This window comes from Nocardioides sp. (assembly GCF_035503875.1).
In the GTDB taxonomy this organism is placed as follows: domain Bacteria; phylum Actinomycetota; class Actinomycetes; order Propionibacteriales; family Nocardioidaceae; genus Nocardioides.
In genome coordinates this window covers 1-21,647 of sequence record NZ_DATJTA010000098.1, presented here as the reverse complement: position 1 = coordinate 21,647, position 21,647 = coordinate 1, and the positions used below count along the sequence as shown (strand labels likewise).

Here is a 21,647-nt window from a genome sequence, read left to right as displayed (position 1 = left end):
AGCGTGGGACATGAAGGTCTCCTTCGGTGCGGAGCGGTTTCTTAGACAGCTCCACTCCACACCGGGGAGGCCTTCACCCATCTACAAGTCAGACCGTGTCGTCACACGATCTCGACCAACGTGCCTGGTCATCACACCTAGCCGCCCGCGAGCAGGCGGGCCACCTCGCGGAACCGGCGGACCTGCGCCTCGCGCTCCAGCCGCCGCTGGTCGTCCAGCGAGCGGTCCCCCGCGCCCTGCAGCAGTGCCTTGGTCTCGCGTACGGCGCCGGCCATCGGCGCCGTCAGGGCTCCCACGAGATCGGCGACGGTCGCGTCCAGCTGCTCAGCCGGGACGACCGCGGCGACCAGACCGATCCGCTGGGCCTCGTCGGCCTCCACGGTCCGGGCGGTCGCACAGATCTCCAGTGCCCTGGCGTACCCAACGCACTCGACCAGCGGCTTTGTTCCCGTCAGGTCCGGGACGAGGCCGAGGGCCGACTCCTTCATGCAGAACCGCGCGTCGTCGGCCGCGACCCGCAGGTCGCAGCTGAGCGCGAGCTGGAAACCAGCTCCGATCGCGTGCCCCTGGACCGCGGCGATCGAGACGAACCGGGGATCGCGCAGCCAGGTGAAGCCGCGCTGGTAGTCGTCGATGGTGGCCGACATCTCCTCGTCCGAGCCGGCCAGCAGGCCCGCCACGGTCTCCACGCCGCTGCCGGTCGAGGTGGGGTCGAGCATCGCGCGGTCGAGGCCGGCCGAGAAGCTGTGCCCGCTGCCGCGCAGGACCACGACCCGGACCTCGTCGTCGACCGACTCCCCCACCTCGGCCAGGGCCCGCCACATGGTCGGCGTCTGCGCGTTGCGCACGTCGGGACGGTCCAGGGTCACGGTGAGCACCGGCCCCGTGCGATCGACGAGGAGACCGGCGGTGGCGAGGGCGACGTGATCCATGATCGGAGCCTAGACCGGCCCTCCGACAGCACCGGAGAAGCACTCCTTGACCTCAACCTAACTTCAAGTTCAAGACTGAGGGAGAACCCGCCGAGAGCCGGCGGGAGACACTCCCCAGGAGGACGGAATGCCCGTCGCCCTCGTCACCGGAGGCTCGGCCGGACTCGGTCGCGCCCTCACCCACGCCCTGGCCGATGCCGGCTGGACCGTCCTCACCGACGGCCGCCGCGCCGACCGGCTCGCAGCCGCCGCTCGTCCGGGGGTGCAACCGATCGTCGGCGACGTCGCCGACGAGGACCACCGTCACGCCCTCGCCCGGGAGGTGGACCGGCTCGGCCGGCTCGACCTGCTGGTGCACAACGCCAGCACGCTCGGCCCGCTGCCGCTGCGTCCGCTCCGCGACGTCGACGAGGCCCACCTCCGCACGGTCTGGGAGGTCAACACCGCGGCACCGCACGCGCTCACCCGGCTGCTGCTCCCCCACCTCGGAGACTCCGACGGAGTCCTGGTCTCGATCTCCTCGGACGCCGCCGTGGAGCACTACGAGACCTGGGGTCCGTACGCCGCCAGCAAGGCGGCCCTCGACCACCTCACGCTCACCACCGGCCTCGAGGAGCGGATCGCGGCGTACGCCGTCGACCCCGGCGACCTACGCACCGAGATGCACCAGGCGGCGTTCCCCGGCGAGGACATCTCCGACCGGCCGCTGCCGGAGACCGTCGTACCCGCCCTCGTCCGGCTCGTCTGGAACCGTCCCTCCTCGGGGCGCTACCGGCTGGCCGACCTGCTGGCGGTGACGTGATGAGGCTGCTGGACGAACGGCCCGCCACCTCCTTCGCAGCCGCGACCTTCGCGCCCGCCCCCGCCGAGGAGCGCGGGCTCGACCGCGACGCCACCCGGCTGCTCGTGGCCCGGCCCGAGGGCGTCGAGCACGCCCGGTTCCGGGACCTGGCGGGCTTCCTGGACCCCGGCGACGTCGTCGTGGTGAACAACTCCGCGACGGTCGCGGGCCAGCTCGACGCCGTCTCCGACCGGCGCGGACCCGTCGTGCTGCACGTCGCGACCCCGCTCGACGACGGCACCTGGGTCGTCGAGCTGCGTACGGCGCCGGACGCGGCCCGCCCCGTCCTGGACGCCGGGCCGGGCGAGGAGATCCGCACGGGACCGGTCCGGCTGCGCCTGGTCGCGCCGTACCCCCGCGCGGACTCGTCGCCGACCGGGACCGGCGACCGGCTCTGGCAGGCGAGCACCGAGGGCGACCTGGCCTGTCACGCGGCCCGGCACGGCCGACCGATCTCCTACGGCTACCTCGACCGGCGCTACCCGCTCGCGGCGTACCAGACGGTGTTCGCCACGGAGCCCGGCAGCGCGGAGATGCCGTCGGCAGGCCGACCCTTCACGCGCAGCCTGGTGACGGAGCTGGTCTCGCGCGGTGTCGCGGTCGCGCCCGTCACCCTGCACACCGGCGTCTCGTCACAGGAGGCCGGCGAGGCACCCCAGCCCGAGCGGTTCGCGGTCAGCGCGAGCACCGCCCGCCTCGTCGAAGCCGCACGCGCCGGGGGCGGCCGGGTGGTCGCGGTGGGCACCACCGTCACCCGAGCACTGGAGTCCGCCGTCGACGCGACCGGTCGCCTGGTCGCGACCCGGGGCTGGACCGAGCGGGTCGTCACGCCCGGTGACCCGCCGCGGGTCGTCACCGGCCTGGTCACCGGCTGGCACGACCCGGCCGCCTCCCACCTGCTGCTGGTCGAGGCCGTCGCCGGGACCGGGCTCACCCAGGCGGCGTACGACGCCGCGGTCGCCGGGGGCTACCTCTGGCACGAGTTCGGCGACGCGGGTCTGTTCCTCGCGCCGCGCCGGCGGTGACTTCTGCCGACTCGACGCGCAACTTCTGCCGACTCGAGGGGTAACTTCTGCCGACTCGGCGTGGGGTCAGGGGTCAGGCGAGGGAGACGAGGTCGGCGTAGTCGTCGTTCCAGAGATCCTCGTCGCCGTCGGGGAGGAGCAGGACCCGGTCGGGCTCGAGGGCGCGGACGGCGCCCTCGTCGTGGGTGACCAGGATGATCGCGCCCTCGTAGGTGCGGATCGCGGCGAGCACCTCCTCGCGGGAGGCCGGGTCGAGGTTGTTGGTGGGCTCGTCGAGGAGCAGCACGTTGGCGCTGGAGACGACGAGCGAGGCGAGGGCGAGGCGGGTCTTCTCGCCGCCGGAGAGCACTCCCGCCGGCTTGTTGGCGTCGTCGCCGGAGAACAGGAACGAGCCGAGCACGCTGCGGGCCTCGGTGTCGGTGAGCTGCGGAGCCGCGCTCTGCATGTTCTCCAGCACCGTGCGGTTCGTATCAAGAGTCTCGTGCTCCTGGGCGTAGTAGCCCAGCTTCAGCCCGTGACCGGGTACGACGCGGCCGGTGTCGGACTGGTCGACGCCGGCGAGGATCCGGAGCATCGTCGTCTTGCCGGCACCGTTGAGGCCGAGGATGACCACTCGCGAGCCCTTGTCGATCGCGAGGTCGACGTCGGTGAAGACCTCCAGCGAGCCGTACGACTTCGACAGCTCCTCGCCGGTGAGCGGCGTCTTGCCGCAGGGCGCGGGCGCGGGGAACTTGATCCGCGCCACCTTGTCGGCCGCCCGCTCGCCCTCGATGCCGGCCATCATCTTCTCGGCGCGCTTGAGCATCGACTGCGCCGCCTGCGCCTTCGACGCCTTGGCCCGCATCTTGTTGGCCTGGTCGGTGAGCGTCTTGGCCTTGTTCTCGGCGTTCATCCGCTCGCGCTTGCGACGCTTCTCGTCGGTCTCGCGCTGGGTGAGGTAGTGCCGCCAGCCCATGTTGTAGACGTCGATGACGCACCGGTTGGCGTCGAGGTGCATGACCTTGTTGACGGTCTCCTCGAGCAGCCCGTTGTCGTGGCTGATCACGATGAAGCCGCCCTTGTGGGCCTTCAGGAAGTCGCGCAGCCACACGATCGAGTCGGCGTCGAGGTGGTTGGTCGGCTCGTCGAGGATCATCACCTCGGCGCCCGAGAACAGGATCCGGGCCAGCTCGACCCGGCGCCGCTGCCCTCCTGAGAGCGTCTTGAGCGGCTGCGAGAGGATCCGCTCCTCGATGCCGAGGCTCGCCGCGATGGTCGCCGCCTCGGACTCGGCGGCGTACCCGCCCCCGGCGTGCATCTCGTCGTCGGCACGCGCGTAGCGGCGCATTGCCTTGTCGCGCACGGCCGCGTCGTCGCTGCCCATCTCCTGCTCGGCCTTCCGCAGGCGTCGTACGACCTCGTCGAGACCGCGGGCCGACAGGATCCGGTCGCGGGCGATCACCTCGGGGTCGCCGATCCGGGGATCCTGCGGCAGGTAGCCCACGTCGCCGGACCGGGTCACCTTGCCACCGGCGGGCAGCGCCTCGCCGGCGAGGATCTTCGTGAGCGTGGTCTTGCCGGCACCGTTGCGACCGACGAGACCGACCTTGTCGCCGGCGGCCACCCGGAAGCTGACGTTCTCCATGAGGAGGCGGGCGCCTGCTCGGACTTCCAGCTGGGACGCGGTGATCATGAGGGGGTCAGTCTAGGCGTGGGTACGGGTTCCTCAGCGAATCGATGCAGGAGGCGGACGGATGAGGTTCAACCCCAAGGCGCGCCTGGACCGGGGCCGGGTGGGCGACGCCGGACGTGGTCGCGGCGGAGGCGGGGGCGGCTCACGCATCCCGGCCGGCCTGCCGGTCGGCGGCGGCATCGGCGGGGTCCTCGTCCTGGTCGTCGTCTTCGTCGCCCTGCAGGTGCTCGGCGGCGGCGGGGACGGCGGCGGGGCGGGCGACAGCGCCGTGGACGGCAACGAGCGGTACGCCGCGTGCGAGTTCGGCTCGGACGCCAACGAGAACGCCGACTGCGTGCGGGTCGCGGTCGAGAACTCGCTGCACGACTACTGGTCGGGCGAGCTCGGCGCCGAGTACCGCCCGATCGACCGGCTGGTGACGTTCTCCGACAGCGTGCAGACCGGCTGCGGCACCGCCTCGTCGGCCGTCGGCCCGTTCTACTGCCCGGGCGACCAGCGGATCTACCTCGACACGTCGTTCTTCGACGAGGTGCTCGAGCGTCAGCTCGGCGGGCCGGACGGAGGGTTCGTCGAGGCCTACGTCCTCGCCCACGAGTACGGCCACCACGTCCAGAACGTGCTCGGCACCATGGGAGAGGTCCGCACCCAGCAGGGTGCCCAGAGCGACGCCGTACGGCTGGAGCTGCAGGCCGACTGCTACGCCGGGATGTGGACGCGGGCGGCGACGACGACGCGGGACGCCGACGGGCAGACGCTGGTCAGCGAGCTGACGCAGCAGGACATCGACCTCGCCCTCGCCGCCGCGACGGCCATCGGCGACGACCGGATCCAGGAGCGGACCCAGGGTCAGGTGACCGAGGAGACCTGGACCCACGGGTCGGCAAAGTCCCGGTCCAGGTGGTTCCGGACCGGCCTGGAAGAGGGCACGCTGGTGGCGTGCGACACCTTCTCCGCTCCACGCGTGTGAGACCGCGCTAGGTCACGCTCCGTGGAGCGATAGCGTCAGCCCATGACCTCCGGCCAGGTACCCGCCTCACCCCGCCGCGCCGGGGCTGGGGGCGACGGCACGCCGGGACCACTCCGGGTGCTGGTCGCCGACGACTTCGAACCCGTGCGCGTGCTCGCGGTCCGCATGCTCCAGAAGCTCGGGCACGAGGACGTCGAGGAGGCCGAGGACGGCCAGGAGGCCGTCGACGCGCTCGCCGAGCGGCACTTCGACCTGCTCTTCCTCGACCTCTCGATGCCGCGGCTCTCCGGTCAGGACGTCGTCCGCTGGCTGCGGGCGCACCCCGACCGGGCCGAGGGACTGACCATCGTCGTGATCAGCGCGTCGGCCCACGCGGAGCGTCCGGTGCTGAACGAGCTGGGGGTCACCCACGTGCTGCCCAAGCCGTTCCGGAGCCAGGAGATCGCGGACGTGATCGACGCGATCTACGGCCCTGAATGAGACACCTCTTGAATTGTCGCCTGGCTACCCCCCGACCGGCTAGATTTCGTCGCGAGTGGGGACATCCATATGGGACCGTCAGAGAGGACACCGAACATGCTGAGCAACTTCCGGCAGCGCCGTGCGATCGCCCAGGCCAGCCGTAGCCTGCGAGCCATCTACTCGTGGCGCCGGCCCGGCGCCTGAACGCCGACGCTGACGACGACGGCGCCGTGGAGCCCCTGGGGCTCCACGGCGCCGTCGTGCGTGCGGCGGGCAGCGCCGAGCCCGTCTCGATCGACGGAGGCCGGTTCCTGCTCGTCGCGAACCTCGACGGGGCGCGGGAGGTCCTGACCCGCGACGACGACTTCACGCTGCCCTTCGACGTCACCCGGCAGTCGATCCGCATCCCGCACGAGCAGGGACGGACGAAGGACTTCCCGCCCCTGTCCGCCGCCGCGACCCAGCACGGCCGCGAGGTGTTCGTGGCCGAACTCGACTCCGTCGACCTCCCGCCGGAGCCCGACGCCCTGGCGGTGCTCCGGCTGCCGGTGGCCCGGTCGACGACGGCGAGCGTCGTACCGGACGCGTCGCTCGCCGACCGGGACCGGATCGCCGAGCTCGTCCTCGCCTGGGTCGACGCGCTGGCGCCCATCATCTCCGCGGACCGCCCTCCCACCCGGTGGAGCGCTGTCCGGCGCACCGAGCGCCGGGTACGCCGCGGCCTGTTCGCCGCCCTGCGGTCGGCGGGGGTCGACGACCCCGCGGTCGTCGCCACCGCGCTCGCGGCCGGGGTGCAGGTGCCGATCGCGGCCGGCGCCTGGTGCCTGGTCCTCCTGGCTCAGGACGCCACCCTGCAGCGACGCCTGCGCGAGGACCCCTCCCTCGGCACCGCCTTCGTGTGGGAGGTCCTCCGGCTCTATCCGCCGACCTGGCTGATCGCCCGGATCACGACGCGCGCCGTGGAGATCGGCCAGGCCCCCGTGCCGGCGTACCGCCCGGTGGTCGTGAGCCCGGTCGCCCTCGGCCGTCTCCCGGAGCTGGTCCCCGGTCCCGAGCACGGGGTCGCCGGCCTCGACCGCATCGACGTGGACCGCTGGGCGGGGGGCACGCACCGCCCGGGGACCTGGCTCCCGTTCGGGGCCGGACGGCACGCCTGCCCGGGCCGCAGCCTCGGACTCGCCCAGCTCGTGGCGGTCGTCGGCTGGGCGGGCGGGCTCGACCTCGAGCCGACGGCGCCGCTCGGTATCGACGCCGACCGCGGTCTCGCCCCGGCGCCGTCGGCGGTGCGGGTTCGTCCGCGTCCCGCGGGCTCCTAGGGTGTCCCCCGTGGACGTCGACGCGCTGCAGTCGCTGCCCCGGCTGCTGCCGGCCTCGCCCGGTGCCGTCGCGCTGGCGATCAGCCTCGTGCAGGGCGGTACGGCGACCGTCCAGGAGGCCGCCGAGCTCATCGGTGCCCATCTCGCGGCGCTCGACGACATCGACCTGGTGGCGATCTCGATCGTCGTCCTCAGCCCGCCCAGCGGGAACGGCTGGGTGTCGCTCGGCGAGCGGGCGTCACTGCGCGAGTGGCAGCGTCCCGGCCGGACCTGCTCGGTGGCGCCCCGCCGGGACGGCTCGGCCGAGCAGGCCATCTCCCTGCCCTGGCTCTCCCCCATCGCCCGGCAGGGCGGTGCGGTCGTCGTCGACATCGAGCGGCTGCCCACCAGCGCGGATCAGGACCGTCGCGAGCTCGGCGCCTGCGGCGTGCGGGCCGTCATCACGCACTCCGTCGTCCGCGACCAGACGCTGTACGGCAGCGTCGCCGTCGCCCGCGAGAGCGCGGGCGAGTGGCCCGCCAGCCACGTCGGCGACATCCGGCTGCTCAGCGCCGCCCTCGCCTCGCGGATCGCCGAGGAGTCGCACCGACGCTCCCTCGTCGACGCGATGGCCCGCGCGGACGCGGCCCACCGGAGCAAGGAGCACTTCTTCGCAGCGGTCGGGCACGAGCTGCGGACGCCGATCACGGCGATCCTCGGCACGGCGGAGCTGCTGGGCGACGACGCCCGCGAGCGGAGCGGCACCGACGAGTCCGGCTACGCGGGCGCGGTCGCCCGGGACGCCGACGTGGTGCTGCGCGCGGCGGAGCAGCTGCACGCGGTCGTCGAGGAGCTGCTCGACACCGGGGCGGAGCTCGGCGGCCGCGTCGAGACACAGTGGGTCGACGTCGCCGAGGCGCTCGCGGACGTCGTGCACTGGCTGGCGACGCCCGCCCGCACGGCCGGGGTGAGCGTCCACGCGGACGTCCCGCCCGGGGTCCTGGTCCGCACCACGCCCTCGGCACTGCGTCAGATCCTCACGAACCTGGTCGGCAACGCGATCACCCACAACGTCCCCGGCGGCGACGTGCGGGTGACCGTGGCGCGCGCCACCGACGAGTTCGGACGGCCCCGGGCACGCATCGGCGTCCGTGACACCGGCCCCGGACTCACCCCCGAGCAGCAGGACCAGGTCTTCGAGCCGTTCGTCCGCTTCGCCGAGCCGGGCGTCCGCGGCAGCGGGCTCGGACTCTCGCTCTCCCGGTCGCTCGCCGAGCGCGACGGGGGGCTGATGGGCGTCGAGTCGACCGAGGACTCCGGGTCGGTGTTCTGGCTCGACCTGGCCTCGACCGACGAGAGCGACCCGAGCTAGAGCAGGGCCTCGATCTGGGGGAACTGCCGTTGCAGCGCCCGCAGGTGGGGCGCCACCGCGGGGTGGCGGTACTTGCCGGCCAGCGCTCCCTCGCCGCCCGCCACGCGCGCCAGCGCCCACTCGGCTCGGTTGAAGGCCGTGAGTACGGCGGTGACCCGCGCGCCCTGGGCGGCCTCCTCCCGACCGCCGAAGCCCTCCGGCAGCCCCATCAGGTAGGCGTCGAGCAGGGGCTCGAACTCCTCGCGGGCCGTCAGCAGGTAGTAACCCAAGTCCGCGCCGACCGGCCCCCGTCCGAGCATCGACCAGTCGATCGCCACCACGTCGTCCCCCACCCGACCGGGCAGGTTGGCGGGTACCGGGTCACCGTGCTGCGCGACCTGCGGCAGGGCATCCAGCTCGTCGAGGAGCGCGTTCCGTCTGCTCCACAGGTGCTCGGCCACGTCGGCGACCGTGGTCCGGGCGAGGGTGGGCCAGCCGCCGTTCCGGTCGACGCGCCGCATCCGGTCGCGGAGCTGGTCGCTCGCCAACCACCGGATGCCCCCGAGGTCGGCGCCCGCGAACCGGCCGAGGCCGTGGGCGACGAACAGGCCCGAGCACGCGGCGTCCTCGACCCACTCCTGGGTGAGCGTGATCCCCTCCGCGTCCTCCTCGACCGCGGTGACCGGTCCGCGCAGGCCGGGGGTCCGGTCGACGAGGCCGGCGGTGACGACGTCCGCGCCTCGTCGCCAGTAGGCGAAGTGCCGGGGATCGCTCAGCTCCACCGGGTCGTGCGGCCCCGGGGCGGCGAGACGCTTGACGACCACCGGTCGGTCGCCGACGACGGTGCGCCACACACCGACCGTCGAGGTGCCGGTGCCACCCGGGAGCGGGTGCCAGCCGGGCTCGGGCTGCCACATGCCGCCATCGTGGCAGATATCGGCGCCGGTTCCGGGGAGGTCAGCCCGGTCCGGCGTCGGCGTTGACGACCTCGATCCGTACCGCCTGGGCGTCGGCGACCGCCTGCTCGAGCACCGCGCGCCTCGGATCGGGTACGGCGAGCCACGGCTCGGCGACCGTCGCCGACCTCAGCCGGGGGTCGCTCAGCACCTCGTCGACGGCGGTATGGTCGCCTCCGGTCACCAGCGGCCCGCGGAGCCCGGCCAGGATGCGTGCGGCGTGCTCGGCGGCCGCCTCGTAGGCCTGCCGAGCCTGGTTGTCCCGGCGCCGGGCGAACCGCTGCTGGCTCTGCCCGCCCGCCTTGGTGCGGCCCTGGACGTGCCGCTGGCCGACCTTCGACTCCCCGATCGCGACGCCGGACAGCCGGGCCACCGCGAAGCCGCCCTTGCGCACCAGCAGCACGCCCCAGTCCGCGGGAGCCGCCGCCGCGGCCGCGCAGGCGGCGGCGTTCGGGAGGCCGTCGTACCTCTCACCGAACGGGAGCCGGGCGGTGAACGTCGAGCCGTCCGACGCGGCCCCGTGCAGGGCGCCACCGACCACGCTCAGTCCGGTCACGCCGTGGCGGCCCTGGAAGTTCAGCACCCACTTCTCCAGGCGCGCAGCGGGCACCAGCACGATCGTCACGACGCCAAGTCCACCACGGCCACCCGACCGCACCCCCGCCGAGTCGGCAGAACTTGCGCGCCGAGTCGGCAGAACTTGCGGGCCGAGTCGGCAGTACTTGCCGGCCGAGTCGGCAGAACTTGCGGGCAGGGGGTCGTGCTGCGGAAGCCCGATCAAGGTCTCGACCCGCCCGTCGCGGCTTCGCAGGCTCAGCCGCGGGGCTCGCTCGACCTCTTCGGGTCGCGTCGGGCTCGGTGACGCGCTCCGCGCGTCACCGTGCCCGACGCGCCTCAGACATTAAATCCGAGGGCGCGGAGCTGCTCGCGGCCGTCGTCGGTGATCTTGTCCGGGCCCCACGGCGGCATCCAGACCCAGTTGATCGCGACGTCGTTGACCAGGCCCTCGAGGGCGCCGTTGGTCTGGTCCTGGATGACGTCGGTCAGCGGACAGGCGGCCGAGGTGAGCGTCATGTCGATGACGACGTTGCTGCTCTCGTCGAGGTGGACGCCGTACACCAAGCCGAGGTCGACGACGTTGATGCCGAGCTCGGGGTCGACGACGTCCTTCATCGCCTCGGTGACGTCGTCGACGGAGACCGTCGAGACACCGCCGCCGCTCGCCTCCGGAACGTCGGGAAGGTCAGAGTGGTCAGCCATGCGAGGTCTCCTCCAAAGATCGGGCCGTGGCGTCCTTCCAGGCCATCCACGACAGTAGTGCGCACTTCACGCGGGCCGGGAACTTGGCGACGCCGGCGAACGCGATGCCGTCCTCCAGCACGTCCTCGTCCGGTTCGACGCTCCCCTTGCCCTGCATCAGGGTCAGGAACTCCTCGTGGATCGACATCGCCTCGTCCACCGGCTTGCCGATGACCAGGTCGGTCAGCACCGAGGCCGAGGCCTGGGAGATCGAGCAGCCGACCGCGTCGTACGAGACGTCGTCGACGATGCCGTCGGCGACGTGCACGCGCAGCGTCACCTCGTCACCGCAGGTGGGGTTGACGTGGTGCACCTCGGCCTGGAAGGGCTCCCGCAGGCCCTGGTGGTGGGGGTTCTTGTAGTGGTCCAGGATGATCTCCTGGTACAGCGCATCGAGTTCCTGGCTCATCTCTCAACTCAACTTGAAGTAGGAGCGGGTGTATTCCAGGCCGGCGACGAGCGCGTCGATCTCCCCCGGGGTCGTATAGAGGTACGACGACATCCGCGTCGAGCTCTGCACACCGAACCGGGCGTGCGCGGGCTTCGCGCAGTGGTGGCCCGCCCGCACCGCGATGCCGCGGGAGTCGAGCACCTGCGCGATGTCGTGCGGGTGCACGCCTTCCATCTCGAAGGCGATCGCGCCACCGCGCTGCGTCGCGTCGAGCGGACCGAGCACGGTGAGGCCCGGGATGGTCGCGAGTCCCTCGAGGGCGTACGCCGTGATCGCCTGCTCGTGGGCGTGGATCGCGTCGAGCCCGACGTGGGAGAGGTAGTCGACAGCCGCGCCGAGCCCGACCGCCTCGACGATCGGCGGCGTACCGGCCTCGAAGCGGTGCGGCGCCTTCGCGTACGTCGAGCCCTCCATGCGGACGGTCTCGATCATCTCGCCGCCGCCGTGGAACGGCGGCAGCTCGTTGAGCAGCTCCTCGCGACCCCACAGCACGCCGATACCGGTCGGCCCGACGACCTTGTGGCCGGTGAAGACCAGGAAGTCGCAGCCGGTGGCGGCGACGTCGACGGGCAGCTGTGGCGCCGCCTGGGAGGCGTCGACGACGGAGTAGGCGCCGACCGCCTTCGCCCGGGCGACCAGGTCGTCGACCGGGTTGATCGTGCCGAGCATGTTGGAGACCCAGGTGAACGCGACCACCTTGGTGTGCTCGTCGATCAGGGCGTCCGCGTTGGAGAGGTCGAGCCGGCCGTCGTCGGTCAGCCCGAACCACCGCAGCTCGGCACCCGAGCGCTCGCAGGCGAGCTGCCAGGACACGATGTTGGAGTGGTGCTCCATCTCGGTGATCACGACGTTGTCGCCGGGGCGCAGCTCGATCGTGCGGGCCAGCAGGTTGAGCGCCTCGGTGGCGTTCTTGGTGAAGACCACCTCGTTGCGCGACGGCGCGTTGAGGAAGGCCGCGACCTTGTCGCGCGCTCCCTCGAACGCCTCGGTCGCCTCGGCGCCCAGCGTGTGCATGGCGCGCGCGACGTTCGCGTTGTGCCGCTCGAGGTGGTCGACCATGGTGTCGATCACGACCTGCGGCTTCTGCGAGGTGTTCGCGCTGTCGAGGTAGACCAGCGGCAGGTCGCCCGCGACGGTCCGGGACAGGATGGGGAAGTCGGCGCGGATCACCTCCAGCTCGGGGAGGAGGCCCGCCAGCTGGGTCTGGGTCATGCTCAGACCGCCGCCGTCAGGAAGCGCTCGTAACCGTTGGCCTCCAGCTCGTCGGCGAGCTCGGGGCCGCCGGACTCGGCGACGCGGCCGTTGACGAACACGTGGACGTGGTCGGGCTTGATGTAGCGCAGGATCCGCGTGTAGTGGGTGATCAGCAGGATGCCCTTGCCCTCCTGCTCCCGGAAGCGGTTGACGCCCTCGGAGACGACCTTCAGCGCGTCGATGTCGAGGCCGGAGTCGGTCTCGTCGAGGATCGCGACCTTCGGGTCGAGCAGCTCCAGCTGGGCGATCTCGTGGCGCTTCTTCTCACCACCGGAGAAGCCCTCGTTGACCGAGCGGGTGCCGAAGGTCGGGTCGAGGTCGAGCTTCTCGAGCGCCGAGTTGACGTCCTTGACCCAGGTGCGCAGCTTCGGGGCCTCGCCGTCGATGGCGGTCTTCGCCGTCCGGAGGAAGTTCGACACCGAGACGCCGGGGACCTCGACGGGGTACTGCATCGCGAGGAACAGGCCGGCGCGGGCGCGCTCGTCGACCGTCATCGCCAGCACGTCCTCGCCGTCGAGCGTGACGGTGCCGCCGGTGATGTCGTACTTCGGGTGGCCGGCGACCGAGTAGGCCAGCGTCGACTTGCCGGACCCGTTCGGGCCCATGATGGCGTGCGTCTCGCCGTCCTTGATGGTCAGCGTGACGCCCTTGAGGATCTCCTTCGGGCCGTCGTCGGTGCTGACCGAGACCTGCAGGTCCTTGATCTCCAGCGTGCTCATGAGGGGGTGACTCCGTTCAGGGTGGTGGTGATGTCGACGTACACGTCTCCGTCGCGGACCTCGACGGGGAACGTCGCGACGGGTTCGGTGGCCGGGAGGCCGGTGGGCTTGCCGCTGCGGAGGTCGAAGCGCGAGCCGTGCAGCCAGCACTCGATCTGACAGTCGGAGACCTCCCCCTCGGACAACGCGACGGCGGCGTGCGAGCAGAGGTCCTGCAGGGCGTACACGTCCTCGCCGTCCCGGGCGACGACCAGGGTGTAGTCGCCGACGTCGACGGCCAGCCCCTCGTCGAGAGGTACGTCGGCGACGGCGCAGGCGCGCTCGTACGTCACGAGATGGCGTCCTTGAGAACGTTCTTGGCGAGCTCGGCCTCGACGGTCGCGAGCAGCTGCTCCTCGACCGACGGGATGCCCACCTTGCGGATCAGGTCGTTGAAGAAGCCGTGCACGACCAGGCGGCGCGCCTCCTTCTCCGAGACACCGCGCGAGCGCAGGTAGAACAGCTGCTCGTCGTCGAACCGGGCGGTCGCCGACGCGTGGCCCGCACCCTCGATCTCGCCGGTCTCGATCTCCAGGTTGGGCACCGAATCGGCCTGGCAGCCGTCGGAGAGGACCAGGTTGCGGTTCTCCTCGTAGGTCTCGATGCCCTCGGCGACCTTGCGGATCAGCACGTTGCCGATCCACACCGTGTGCGCACCCTCGCCCTGCAGCGCGCCCTTGTAGACGACGTGGCTCTTGGTCTTGGGAGCGGTGTGGTCGGCGAAGAGCCGGTGCTCGAGGTGCTGGCCCTCGTCGGCGAAGTAGAGGCCGAGGAGCTCGGCGTCGCCACCCGGACCGGCGTACTCGACGTTGGCGTGCATGCGCACCAGGTCGCCCCCGAAGGAGATCGAGGTGTGCTTGACGCGGGCGTCGCGGCCGACCCGGATGGCGTCGCGGCCGAGGTGCACCGCGTCGTCGTCCCAGTCCTGCAGGGTCAGCACGTTGAGGTCGGCGCCGTCGCCGACGAGCACCGTGGTGATCGCGGAGTAGCGGGCCGAGCCGGTGTGCGTGATCACGACGGTCGCCTTCGAGAACCGGCCGGCGCGCACGACGAGGCGACCCCAGACGAGGTCGTCGATCGACTCGCCGTGCAGGCGGAGAACGATCGGCTCGCTCAGCTCGGCCTCGGCGGGGATGTCGAGCAGCAGCGACTGCCCGGCGTTGGCCGCGGCCAGGGCCGACGGCCGGTCGTTGGGCGCCAGCTCGCCGAGCTCGCGGGCCTCGTCGACGCCGATCTCGGTCAGCGTCGCGCCCTCCGGCAGCGAGGTCTCCCAGGTCAGCCGGTCCGTCGAGGCCTCGCCCTCGAGGATCCCGCGCAGCCGCTTCAGCGGCGTGAAGCGCCAGATCTCCTCACGGCCCGTCGGGATCGGGTGGTCGCCCAGGGCGTACGACGCCGGCGGGTTGAGGTGGCTCTCGACCCGGTCGAGCTCGAGCGCGGACTCCACGCTCTCGCGGGCAGCATCGGTCACGGTCACAGGTATCGCTTTCTGACGTGCGGGAAGGGACGGGGCGGGTCGGCGTCAGCCGACCGCGCCCTCCATCTGCAGCTCGATGAGCCGGTTGAGCTCGAGGGCGTACTCCATCGGCAGCTCCTTGGCGATCGGCTCCACGAAGCCGCGGACGATCATCGCCATCGCCTCGTCCTGCTCCATGCCGCGCGACATGAGGTAGAAGAGCTGGTCGTCGGAGACCTTCGAGACGCTCGCCTCGTGGCCCATGGACACGTCGTCCTCGCGGATGTCGACGTACGGGTAGGTGTCGCTGCGGCTGATCTGGTCGACCAGCAGCGCATCGCACAGCACGTTGGACTTCGAGCCGTGGGCGCCCTCGTTGACCTGGATCAGGCCGCGGTACGACGTCCGCCCGCCGCCGCGCGCGACGGACTTCGACAGGATCGACGACGAGGTGTGCGGCGCGGCGTGCACCATCTTGGCGCCGGCGTCCTGGTGCTGGCCCTCGCCCGCGAACGCGATGGAGAGCGTCTCGCCCTTGGCGTGCTCGCCCATCAGGTAGATGGCGGGGTACTTCATCGTCACCTTGGAGCCGATGTTGCCGTCGACCCACTCCATGGTCGCGCCGGCCTCGCAGGTCGCGCGCTTGGTGACGAGGTTGTAGACGTTGTTCGACCAGTTCTGGATCGTCGTGTAGCGGCAGCGGCCGCCCTTCTTGACGATGATCTCGACGACCGCGGAGTGCAGCGAGTCGGAGCTGTAGATCGGCGCGGTGCAGCCCTCGACGTAGTGCACGTAGGCGTCCTCGTCGACGATGATCAGCGTCCGCTCGAACTGGCCCATGTTCTCGGTGTTGATCCGGAAGTACGCCTGCAGCGGGATGTCGACGTGCACGCCCTTCGGCACGTAGATGAACGACCCGCCCGACCAGACCGAGGTGTTGAGCGCGGAGAACTTGTTGTCGCCGACCGGGATGACGGTGCCGAAGTACTCCTTGAAGAGCTCCTCGTGCTCCTTCAGGCCGGTGTCGGTGTCGACGAAGATGACACCCTGCTCCTCGAGGTCCTCGCGGATCGAGTGGTAGACGACCTCGGACTCGTACTGCGCGGCGACGCCGGCGACGAGGCGCTGCTTCTCCGCCTCGGGGATGCCGAGCTTGTCGTAGGTGTTCTTGATGTCCTCGGGCAGGTCGTCCCAGGTGGCCGCCTGCTTCTCCGAGGAGCGCACGAAGTACTTGATGTTGTCGAAGTCGATGCCGCCGAGGTCCGAGCCCCAGGTGGGCATGGGCTTGCGGTCGAAGAGCTTCAGGCCCTTCAGCCGCAGGTCGAGCATCCACTGCGGCTCGCTCTTCTTCGACGAGATGTCGCGGACCACGTCCTCGTTGAGACCACGCTTCGCCGCGGCGCCGGCCTCGTCGCTGTCGGCCCAGCCGAAGTCGTAGCGACCGATGCCCTGGAGCTCGGGGTTGAGTTCTTCGATCGAGGTCATGTGGTGACCCGCTCCTTCTGTGTGGTGGTCGTGGTCAGGTCGTTCGTGGGTCCGGCGCTCGCCGGCACGGTGGGGATGCAGGTGGTGCACACCCCGTCGCCGTGGGCGATCGTCGCCAGGCGCTGGACGTGGCGGCCGAGGACCTTGCTGATCGCCTCGGTCTCGGCCTCGCACAGCTGGGGGAACTCGTGGGCCACGTGGGCGACCGGGCAGTGCTGCTGGCACAGCTGCTCCCCCACGCTCTGGCCGTTCGCGAGCAGCAGGTCGCTCGCCGAGGCGGCGTACCCCTCGTCGGTGAAGACCTTCGCCAGCACCTGTGCCGGGGTCAGCGACGGGTCGGCCTGCTGGACGCCCGCGAACTTCTCCGAGATGAACGTCGCCCGACGCCGGGAGAATTCCCGGACGGCGTCCTCGCCGGCCGTCTCGCTCAGGAAGCGCAGCGCCTGGGCGGCCAGGTCGTCGTACTGCTGGTCGAAGCGGTCCCGCCCGAGCTCGGTGAGCGCGAAGGCCTTGGCCGGCCGACCACGGCCGCGGGCGCCCCCCGAGCGCGGGTCGCGGGCCTCGACGGCGCCGTCGGCGACGAGCTGGTCGAGGTGGCGCCGGACAGCGGCGGGGGTCAGGTCCAGGCGCTCGGCGAGGGCCGCGGCGGTGGAGGGACCGTTGACGAGGATCGACCGCGCGACGCGCTCACGCGTCGGCTCGTCGTGCGTCCCGTCGAATTCCACAACACCAGTGTGCCGTTATTGCTTCGCGGGCTTCAAGCAAGGCAACCCTTACCCCACGCGGGAAGGTGACGAGTGTCTCAGCCAGGCCAGACCCGCGATCGGCAGCACCAGCGGCAGGAAGCCGTAGCCCTGCCCGAAGTGCGACCAGACCGTGCGGTCCGGGAACAGGTCCGTCGCGAGGTAGCTGAGCGTGCCGACGACGACCACGCCGACCGCCTCGACCGTGCACGCGACGATCGCGACGAGCCGGGCACGCCTTCCCCCGAGCAGCAGGCAGGTCGTCGCGACCAGGTAGACGACCGCGGCGAGCAGCGACAGGCCGTACGCCAGCGGTGCGCGGTCGGCGTCGATCCCGAGCTGGACCAGGGACCGTCCGGTCGCGGCGACCGCGAAGACGCCGTACACCGCGATCAGGATCCGGCCGGGTCCGGACGCCAGGTCGACGTCGCCGGAGGGACGGGGCTCCTGGGCGCTAGCCACCGGCGGTCCACATCGTCCACAGGCGCGCCTCGCACGCCGCCACCGCCAGCAGGGCGACCAGCAGCACGCCGGTCCCCCACCGGGTGCGCTCGATGAGCGCCAGCGCCGCCCCGACGGGCAGCACGAGCAGCGCGGTGAAGAGGTACGAGACGAAGGTCACGCCCTCGATCTCCCGGTCCGTCATCCCCAGCGCGATCAGTCCTCCGACGAGCTGGCCGAGCAGGGCCAGGGCCAGGACGCCGAGCAGCGCGAAGTACGGGTCGCTCGGCGGACTCTCGTCGCGCACGATCATCAGGATCGTCCACACGGCGGCCGCGGCAGCGAGGAGCAGCACCAGCCCCAGGACCCAGACGTTCACGGGGAGAACGGTAGGGGGTCGGGTGCCGACCCCGACCGCCGAGGCGTGGTGAGCGACTTCCTAGACTGGTGTGGTGTCCGACGCCGCCCCTGCAGTCGTCGTCGACGGCCTGGTGATGCGGTACGGCGACAAGCTCGCCGTCGACGAGCTCTCCCTGACCGTCGACCGCGGCTCCATCACCGCTGTCCTCGGTCCCAACGGCGCCGGCAAGACGACGACCCTGGAGACCTGCGAGGGCTACCGCAAGCCGCAGCGCGGCACGGTCCGGGTGCTCGGGCTCGACCCGGTCCGCCAGCGCCGCGACCTGCTGCCCCGGATCGGCGTGATGCTGCAGGGCGGCGGCGCGTGGAGCGGGGTGCGCGCCATGGAGATGCTGCGCCACGTCGCGAAGCTGCACGCCCACCCGCTCGACGTCCAGATGCTCTCCGACCGGCTCGGGCTGGACGAGTGCGGACGCACGCCGTACCGCCGGCTGTCGGGGGGCCAGCAGCAGCGCGTCGGCCTGGCGATGGCGCTGGTCGGACGGCCCGAGGTCGTCTTCGTCGACGAGCCCACCGCGGGGATGGACCCGCAACTGCGCCGTACGACGTGGGAGCTGCTGGAGGAGCTGCGCCGCGACGGCGTCACCGTGGTGCTCACCACGCACTACATGGACGAGGCCGAGCGGCTCGCCGACCACATCCACATCATCGACCGGGGCCGGCTGATCGCCTCGGGCTCGCCACTGGAGCTCACCCGCGGCGGCAGCAGCGCGACGATCCGGCTGGTCGTCAGCCGGCCGTTCCCGCCGGGCGCGCCGGAGTCCCTGCGCGCGGCCCTCGGCGAGGAGATCGTCGTCGACCAGCTCGACGACGTCAGCCTGCTCGTCACCGGCCCGGCCGACGCCTCGACGCTGGCCAAGGTCTCGCGCTGGTGCGACGAGAACCAGGTGCTGCCCGAGTCGCTGACCCTGGGGGTGCGCAACCTGGAGGACGTCTTCCTCCAGCTGACCGGACGGGAGCTGGCGACGTGAGCACCGGCACCTTCACCCCGCGGCCCGGCGCCGCTCCCCTGCACCGCCAGATCGTCGCGCAGGCGACGATGGAGGCGCGGCTGATGCTGCGCAACGGCGAGCAGCTGCTGCTCGCCGTCGTGATCCCCGTCGTCGTACTGATCGGCGCGGTGAAGGGCGCCGACCGGATCAACCTCGAGCTGTCCGGTCGGCCCATCGACGAGTTCACCCCGGGCGTCCTGGCGCTCGCGGTCATGTCGACCGCCTTCACCTCGCTGGCGATCGCGACCGGCTTCGAGCGCCGGTACGGCGTGATCAAGCGGCTCGGCAGCTCGCCGCTCCCCCGCACCGGTCTGCTGATCGGCAAGGTCGGGGCGCTGCTGCTCGTCGAGATCCTGCAGGGCCTGGTCATCTGCGCGGTGGCGCTCGGGATGGGCTGGGACCCGCACGTCTCGGTCCCCGGCGTCGTGCTCACCGTCATCGCCGGCACGGCCGCGTTCGCCTCGCTGGGCCTGCTGGTGGCCGGCGCGCTGCGCGCGGAGGCGACGCTCGCCGCCGCCAACCTGATCTACCTGCTGCTGATGGCGGGCGGGGCCGTCGTCCTGCCGTCGTCGGCGTACGGCGCGTTCGGCGACGTCGTCCGCTGGCTGCCCTCCGGCGCGCTCGGCGATTCCATGCGCGCGGCCCTGATCGACGGCGCCGTCGACCCGGTCGGGCTCGCCGTCCTGGCGGGCTGGGCCGTCCTCGGCGCCGTGCTGACCGCCCGAACGTTCAAGTGGGAGTGACGATGTCCATCAGTACGCCGGTCCGCACGGTGACCGGCCGGCTCTCGGCGTGGCTGTGGCCGCTCGCCGTGGCCAACCTGCTGGCCAACCTCGGCCTCATCGTCACCGGCGCCGCGGTCCGGCTCACCGGCTCCGGCCTCGGCTGCCCGACCTGGCCCCGGTGCACCGAGGAGTCGTACGTCACGCACCCCAGCATGGGCATCCACGGCGTGATCGAGTTCGGCAACCGGATGCTCACCTTCGTGCTGATCGCCATCGCGGTGCTCTGCTTCCTCGCGGCCTGGGGCTCGCGCGACCGGGTCGCCGTCCGGCTCAGCGCGATCGTGGCCCTCGGCGTACCCCTGCAGGCGGTGATCGGCGGCATCACCGTGCTCACCGACCTCAACCCCTGGGTGGTGTCGCTGCACCTGGTGGCCTCGCTGCTGATGGTGATGATCTGCCTGGCCCTCCTCGACCACCTGCGCAGCCCCGCCCGCCCCGCCGCGCCGCCGCTGCCGCGTGCGCTGGCCGGCGCGGTCCTCGCGGTCGGCTGGGTGGTGCTGTACCTGGGCACGATGGTCACCGGCGCCGGTCCGCACGCCGGCGACGCGGAGGCGGTCCGCAACGGGCTCACCCCGCGCGTGATCTCGTTCGTGCACGCGGGCTCCGTCTACCTGCTGATCGCGCTGACCGTCGCGCTGCTCGTCGTCGCCGTACGACGCGGCGACCGCTGGCTCACCGTCGTCGTCGGGGCGCTCCTCGGCCTGGAGCTGCTGCAGAGCGTCGTCGGCTGGACCCAGTACCTCCTCGACCTCCCCGAGCTGCTGGTGGCGATCCACATGCTCGGCGCCGGACTGCTCGCCGCCGGCTTCGCCCGAGTCTGGCTCGCCGTACGAGCCCACGAGCCCGTGCAGGCCGACACCGGCCGCCTGCTCGCCTGGGCCAGCGGCCAGCCGCCGGCCTGACGCTGGTTGATGTGCGACGAGCGCGCCAGACCAGACGCTGGTTGAGGTGCGACGAGCGCCAGCGAGGAGCCTCGAAACCCCGCACGCCGACACACCACCGCCACCACCCCACTCACCGGGTTTCGAGGCTCAGGACTCCGTCCTTCGCACCTCAACCAGCGTCAGCGACACGGCGCCGTCGAGGTACGACGATCACCCTCACCTCAACCAGCGGTGGGCACCCGACGCCGGTTGAGGTGAGGCGAGCCCCAGCGAGGAGCCTCGAAACCCCGCACGCCGACACAACACCGCCACCGCCCGACTCACCAGGCTTCGAGGCTCAGGACTCCGTCCTTCGCACCTCGACCAGCGTCGGTGGACGGCAGGGTCAGCGGGTCAGCAGGGGGTCGAGGGCGACGGCGACGAAGAGGAGCGAGAGGTAGAGGTTCGAGTGGTGGAACAGCCGCATGGGCTGGATCACCGACAGGTCCTCGGTGCCCTTGGCGCGGCCCCACAGCTTGTGCGCCTCGACCAGGAAGATCGCGCCGAGCACGACCGCGATGGCCGGGTAGAGCAGGCTCGTGTCGGCGACCGGCCACAGCAGCAGTGAGGTGGCGACCATCACCCAGCTGTAGATCACGATCTGGCGGCCGACCTCACGCGCGGGGGCGACCACGGGCAGCATCGGGACGTCGACGTTGGCGTAGTCCTCGCGGTAGCGCAGGGCCAGCGCCCAGGTGTGCGGCGGGGTCCAGAAGAAGACCACCGCGAACAGCACCACCGGGACCCAGGAGAGCTCCCCGGTGACCGCGGTCCACCCGATCAGCGCAGGGAAGCAGCCGGCCAGGCCGCCCCAGACGATGTTCTGGGTGGTCCGACGCTTGAGCAGCATCGTGTAGACGAACAGGTAGAAGCACTCGGCGAGCACCGACAGCGCCGCGGAGAGCACGTTGACCCAGACGCCGAGGATGACCGTCGCGAGCACCCCGAGCAGGATCCCGAACGTGAGCGCCGCGCCCGGGGTGACGATGTGCCGCGGGATCGCGCGCCGGCGGGTACGCCGCATCTGCTCGTCGATGTCGCGGTCGTAGACGCAGTTGTAGGCCGACGCCGACCCGGCCGACAGCGCACCGCCGACGACGGTGGCGAGCACCAGCCCGACCGGCGGGACCCCGCGCTGCGCG

Annotated in this window: 24 protein-coding genes; 9 read left to right on the top strand and 15 right to left on the bottom strand. The window is 71.8% G+C overall.

The genetic code is table 11. The features are described from left to right. Nucleotides 1–137 precede the first annotated feature (137 nt). On the bottom strand, nucleotides 138–932 hold the full coding sequence (locus tag VMF51_RS24035) for an enoyl-CoA hydratase/isomerase family protein (RefSeq protein ID WP_325477018.1): 795 nt from the start codon (nucleotides 930–932) through the stop codon (nucleotides 138–140). Between the two features lie 127 nt (nucleotides 933–1,059). Between VMF51_RS24035 and VMF51_RS24030 the strand changes: the two genes are divergently transcribed. Next, nucleotides 1,060–1,734, top strand: a complete 675-nt coding sequence (locus VMF51_RS24030; protein WP_325477017.1) for an SDR family oxidoreductase — start codon at nucleotides 1,060–1,062, stop codon at nucleotides 1,732–1,734. Beyond that, nucleotides 1,734–2,798 (top strand): S-adenosylmethionine:tRNA ribosyltransferase-isomerase, encoded by a 1,065-nt coding sequence (locus VMF51_RS24025; protein ID WP_325477016.1) that lies wholly within the window; start codon nucleotides 1,734–1,736, stop codon nucleotides 2,796–2,798. The genes VMF51_RS24030 and VMF51_RS24025 overlap by 1 nt, the downstream gene beginning before the upstream one ends. 73 nt (nucleotides 2,799–2,871) lie before the next feature. Here the strand turns inward: VMF51_RS24025 and VMF51_RS24020 are convergent, their stop codons facing one another. Beyond that, a complete protein-coding gene (locus VMF51_RS24020) occupies nucleotides 2,872–4,470 on the bottom strand; it encodes an ABC-F family ATP-binding cassette domain-containing protein (RefSeq protein WP_325477015.1) in 1,599 nt (532 codons plus the stop codon). 61 nt (nucleotides 4,471–4,531) lie between these two features. On the opposite strand from VMF51_RS24020, the gene ypfJ reads away from it, so the two are divergent. From ypfJ to VMF51_RS24000, 4 genes are all read left to right on the top strand, one after another. Further along, on the top strand, nucleotides 4,532–5,437 hold the full coding sequence (gene ypfJ, locus VMF51_RS24015) for a KPN_02809 family neutral zinc metallopeptidase (protein WP_325477014.1): 906 nt from the start codon (nucleotides 4,532–4,534) through the stop codon (nucleotides 5,435–5,437). A 42-nt stretch (nucleotides 5,438–5,479) separates the two neighbouring features. Beyond that, nucleotides 5,480–5,917 (top strand): response regulator, encoded by a 438-nt coding sequence (locus VMF51_RS24010; RefSeq protein ID WP_325477013.1) that lies wholly within the window; start codon nucleotides 5,480–5,482, stop codon nucleotides 5,915–5,917. 212 nt (nucleotides 5,918–6,129) lie between these two features. Then, nucleotides 6,130–7,215 carry a cytochrome P450 gene (locus VMF51_RS24005; RefSeq protein ID WP_325477012.1) on the top strand — a complete coding sequence of 362 codons (1,086 nt, stop codon included), beginning with the start codon at nucleotides 6,130–6,132 and terminating at the stop codon, nucleotides 7,213–7,215. Nucleotides 7,216–7,225: 10 nt separating this feature from the next. Next, nucleotides 7,226–8,566 (top strand): HAMP domain-containing sensor histidine kinase, encoded by a 1,341-nt coding sequence (locus tag VMF51_RS24000; protein ID WP_325477011.1) that lies wholly within the window; start codon nucleotides 7,226–7,228, stop codon nucleotides 8,564–8,566. On the opposite strand, the gene VMF51_RS23995 is transcribed toward VMF51_RS24000, so the two are convergent. The 12 genes from VMF51_RS23995 to VMF51_RS23940 form a co-directional block, all read right to left on the bottom strand. Beyond that, entirely contained in the window at nucleotides 8,563–9,462 is a 900-nt protein-coding gene (locus tag VMF51_RS23995; protein WP_325477010.1) for a phosphotransferase, read from the bottom strand. The genes VMF51_RS24000 and VMF51_RS23995 overlap by 4 nt on opposite strands. A 40-nt stretch (nucleotides 9,463–9,502) precedes the next feature. Next, nucleotides 9,503–10,126 (bottom strand): acVLRF1 family peptidyl-tRNA hydrolase, encoded by a 624-nt coding sequence (locus VMF51_RS23990; RefSeq protein ID WP_325477009.1) that lies wholly within the window; start codon nucleotides 10,124–10,126, stop codon nucleotides 9,503–9,505. 269 nt (nucleotides 10,127–10,395) lie between these two features. Next, nucleotides 10,396–10,761, bottom strand: a complete 366-nt coding sequence (locus VMF51_RS23985; protein WP_325477008.1) for a metal-sulfur cluster assembly factor — start codon at nucleotides 10,759–10,761, stop codon at nucleotides 10,396–10,398. After that, the gene (gene sufU / locus VMF51_RS23980; RefSeq protein WP_325477007.1) at nucleotides 10,754–11,209 is read right to left on the bottom strand and encodes a Fe-S cluster assembly sulfur transfer protein SufU; all 456 of its coding nucleotides are present in this window, start codon (nucleotides 11,207–11,209) and stop codon (nucleotides 10,754–10,756) included. The genes VMF51_RS23985 and sufU overlap by 8 nt, the downstream gene beginning before the upstream one ends. Before the next feature lie 3 nt (nucleotides 11,210–11,212). Next, complete coding sequence (locus VMF51_RS23975; RefSeq protein ID WP_325477006.1) at nucleotides 11,213–12,463, bottom strand: cysteine desulfurase; 1,251 nt, start codon at nucleotides 12,461–12,463, stop codon at nucleotides 11,213–11,215. 2 nt (nucleotides 12,464–12,465) lie between these two features. After that, entirely contained in the window at nucleotides 12,466–13,224 is a 759-nt protein-coding gene (gene sufC / locus VMF51_RS23970; protein WP_325477005.1) for a Fe-S cluster assembly ATPase SufC, read from the bottom strand. Continuing rightward, entirely contained in the window at nucleotides 13,221–13,556 is a 336-nt protein-coding gene (locus tag VMF51_RS23965; RefSeq protein WP_325477004.1) for a non-heme iron oxygenase ferredoxin subunit, read from the bottom strand. Before VMF51_RS23965 ends, sufC begins: the two co-directional genes overlap by 4 nt. Then, nucleotides 13,553–14,731: a Fe-S cluster assembly protein SufD gene (sufD, locus tag VMF51_RS23960; protein ID WP_325477003.1), complete on the bottom strand. Its 1,179-nt coding sequence runs from the start codon at nucleotides 14,729–14,731 to the stop codon at nucleotides 13,553–13,555. The genes VMF51_RS23965 and sufD overlap by 4 nt, the downstream gene beginning before the upstream one ends. A 51-nt stretch (nucleotides 14,732–14,782) precedes the next feature. After that, the gene (sufB, locus tag VMF51_RS23955; RefSeq protein ID WP_325477002.1) at nucleotides 14,783–16,201 is read right to left on the bottom strand and encodes a Fe-S cluster assembly protein SufB; all 1,419 of its coding nucleotides are present in this window, start codon (nucleotides 16,199–16,201) and stop codon (nucleotides 14,783–14,785) included. Next, entirely contained in the window at nucleotides 16,198–16,926 is a 729-nt protein-coding gene (locus tag VMF51_RS23950; protein ID WP_325477001.1) for a helix-turn-helix transcriptional regulator, read from the bottom strand. The genes sufB and VMF51_RS23950 overlap by 4 nt, the downstream gene beginning before the upstream one ends. Nucleotides 16,927–16,974: 48 nt before the next feature. Beyond that, nucleotides 16,975–17,406 (bottom strand): hypothetical protein, encoded by a 432-nt coding sequence (locus VMF51_RS23945; RefSeq protein WP_325477000.1) that lies wholly within the window; start codon nucleotides 17,404–17,406, stop codon nucleotides 16,975–16,977. Next, entirely contained in the window at nucleotides 17,399–17,764 is a 366-nt protein-coding gene (locus VMF51_RS23940) for a hypothetical protein (RefSeq protein ID WP_325476999.1), read from the bottom strand. The genes VMF51_RS23945 and VMF51_RS23940 overlap by 8 nt, the downstream gene beginning before the upstream one ends. Before the next feature lie 73 nt (nucleotides 17,765–17,837). Between VMF51_RS23940 and VMF51_RS23935 the strand changes: the two genes are divergently transcribed. Genes VMF51_RS23935 through VMF51_RS23925 form a run of 3 tightly spaced genes read left to right on the top strand, consistent with a single transcriptional unit; the run spans nucleotide 17,838 to nucleotide 20,484 of the window. Continuing rightward, the gene (locus VMF51_RS23935) at nucleotides 17,838–18,776 is read left to right on the top strand and encodes an ABC transporter ATP-binding protein (RefSeq protein WP_325476998.1); all 939 of its coding nucleotides are present in this window, start codon (nucleotides 17,838–17,840) and stop codon (nucleotides 18,774–18,776) included. Beyond that, nucleotides 18,773–19,540, top strand: coding sequence for an ABC transporter permease (locus tag VMF51_RS23930; protein ID WP_325476997.1), 768 nt, complete (start codon nucleotides 18,773–18,775; stop codon nucleotides 19,538–19,540). Before VMF51_RS23935 ends, VMF51_RS23930 begins: the two co-directional genes overlap by 4 nt. Nucleotides 19,541–19,542: 2 nt before the next feature. Further along, nucleotides 19,543–20,484 carry a COX15/CtaA family protein gene (locus VMF51_RS23925; protein WP_325476996.1) on the top strand — a complete coding sequence of 314 codons (942 nt, stop codon included), beginning with the start codon at nucleotides 19,543–19,545 and terminating at the stop codon, nucleotides 20,482–20,484. A 367-nt stretch (nucleotides 20,485–20,851) separates the two neighbouring features. Here the strand turns inward: VMF51_RS23925 and VMF51_RS23920 are convergent. Next, nucleotides 20,852–21,647 (bottom strand): heme o synthase (locus VMF51_RS23920; RefSeq protein WP_325476995.1); only part of this gene is annotated, 796 nt, incomplete at its 5' end.